1 protein-coding gene is annotated in these 216 nt (G+C 58.3%); it reads left to right on the forward strand.

Annotated elements, in window-relative coordinates; genetic code table 11:
- The coding region (locus FDX22_RS24155; protein WP_186805459.1) for a nicotinate-nucleotide--dimethylbenzimidazole phosphoribosyltransferase at window positions 1-216 on the forward strand (216 nt) is incomplete at both ends.

Raw genomic sequence — 216 nt, forward strand, 5'->3', positions numbered from 1 at the left:
TGTGATTGATGTCGGCATCGATGCTGAACTCATTCCCGGCGTGGTGAATATGCGCGTGGCGCGCGGCTGCGGTAATATTGCTCAAGGCCCGGCAATGCGCCGTTCTCAGGCCGAGGAACTGCTGCTGGAAGTTATCCGTTATACCCATGAGCTGGCCAGGGATGGCGTAACGCTGTTTGGCGTCGGTGAACTTGGTATGGCCAATACGACCCCCGC

Origin of the sequence: Citrobacter sp. TBCS-14 (genome assembly GCF_005280805.1) — a bacterium.
Taxonomy (GTDB): Bacteria; Pseudomonadota; Gammaproteobacteria; order Enterobacterales; family Enterobacteriaceae; genus Citrobacter; species Citrobacter gillenii.